Origin of the sequence: Streptomyces sp. NPDC048142, assembly GCF_043202835.1 — a bacterium.
Classification (GTDB): Bacteria; Actinomycetota; Actinomycetes; order Streptomycetales; family Streptomycetaceae; genus Streptomyces.
In genome coordinates this window covers 1-1720 of the sequence record NZ_JBIDBC010000083.1, presented here as the reverse complement: position 1 = coordinate 1720, position 1720 = coordinate 1, and the positions used below count along the sequence as shown (strand labels likewise).

Annotated in this window: 1 protein-coding gene; it reads left to right on the top strand. The window is 69.9% G+C overall.

The window, feature by feature from the left end; all coding sequences use genetic code 11:
* Positions 1-55 precede the first annotated feature (55 nt).
* Positions 56-1705 carry an ISAzo13 family transposase gene (locus tag ACGF2Y_RS36615; protein WP_392956420.1) on the top strand — a complete coding sequence of 550 codons (1650 nt, stop codon included), beginning with the start codon at positions 56-58 and terminating at the stop codon, positions 1703-1705.
* Positions 1706-1720: the final 15 nt, after the last annotated feature.

Sequence of the window (1720 nt, the reverse complement as noted above, 5' to 3'; positions counted from 1 at the left end):
GGGGCCGTCGATGAATTAGTGCGTTGCTTGCGGTAGTTGGGCTCGTTGGTGTGGTATGGGGCGCTTTGATGGATCGACGAGGTCGTTACGAGCGAAGCTTGAGGCGGTGACGCCGTATCTGAACGAGCGGCAGCGCCGGATCTTGTACGGCGCGGAGGCCCGGCAACTGGGGCACGGTGGTATTGCCGCGGTGGCGCGGGCCGCGGGGGTCTCGAAGGGCTGCGTCAGCCGTGGCCTGGCTGAACTCGACGCCGACGCGGAGCCGGATGGGCGGGTGCGGCGGCCGGGGGCGGGGCGTCCGGCCCTGACGGACAGAGACCCGGGTCTTGTTCCGGCCCTGCTGGAGCTGGTCGAGGACAGTACGCAGGGCGATCCGATGAAGCCGCTGACGTGGACGACGAAGTCCTTGCGCCGCCTGGCGGACGAGCTCGCCGCCCAGGGCAGGAAGGTGGGCCGCGACACCGTCGCGGCCCTGCTGAAGGCAGCCGGGTTCAGCCTGCGCGGCAACGCGCGGGTACTGGCCGGCAGCCACCACCCGGACCGGGACGCGCAGTTCGAGCACCTCAACGCCACGGTGGCCGATTTCCTCCAGTCCGGCGACCCGGTGATCAGCGTGGACACCAAGAAAAAGGAGCAGATCGGACTCTTCGCCCGGCCCGGTCGCGAGTGGGCCCCGCCGGACACCCCGGTCAAGGTCCTTGACCATGACTTCCCTTCCCGCGCCTCCGGCACCGCGATTCCGTACGGCATCTATGACCTGGGCCGCAACACCGGGTTCGTCGTGGTCGGCACCGATCACGACACCGCCGCGTTCGCCGTGGCCAGCCTGCGCCGGTGGTGGACCGAGGAAGGGCGGGCCGCCTACCCGCACGCGAGGCGTCTGCTGATCACCGCGGACGGCGGCGGCTCCAACAGCTCCCGCGCCAAGGCGTGGAAGGCCAACCTCGCCGTCCTGGCCACCGAGACCGGCCTGGAGATCAGCGTCTGCCACCTGCCGCCGGGGACATCGAAGTGGAACCGGGTCGAGCACCGTTTGTTCTCCTTCGTCTCCCTCAACTGGCGGGCCCACCCGCTGACCAGCTACGAGACCGTCCTGAACCTCATCTCGGCGACCACCACCCGCACCGGGCTGACTGTGACCGCCCGTCTGGACACCGGCAGCTACCCCACCGGCATCGAGATCAGCGAACAGCACGCCGCCGCCCTCACCATCCGCCCCGCCGACTTCCACGGGGAGTGGAACTACACGATCCCGCCCCAGCCCGGCATCCCCGACGTCCCCCTCCACCCGCCCGGCCCCAGGTCCCACCCCCGTCATGCGCACACCTTCGGCGCGACCCTGGCCACCCACCCCCTCCTGACCGGCCTCGAGCGCCACGACCTGGACGAGCTCACCGCCGACGTCCGCGACCGCCTCGACACTCTCCCGCCCGAGCAGCGGCCCCGGCACCGCAAGATGACCACGGAGAACATCATCTGGGCCGCCGTCCTCGACCAGCGCGGCCTGTCCCGGTCCCTGACCGCCTACCTCTTCCGCACCGGAGAGAACCAGATGAGAGCCCTGATCAAGCAGGTCCGACCCCACCTGGAGGAGCTTGGCCACCACCCGGAACCGATCCCCGCCCGCTTGATCGACCCCAGCGACCTCGCCAACTACGTCATGCACGCGACAGCCGCAGACCGCGAACGCGAATCAACCCACTAATTCGTCGACGGCCCC

What these genes read in the sequence shown, in the direction of transcription:
- ACGF2Y_RS36615 (WP_392956420.1), top strand. Translation starts at nt 56, where the DNA reads ATGGGGCGCTTTGATGGATCGACGAGGTCGTTACGAGCGAAGCTTGAG.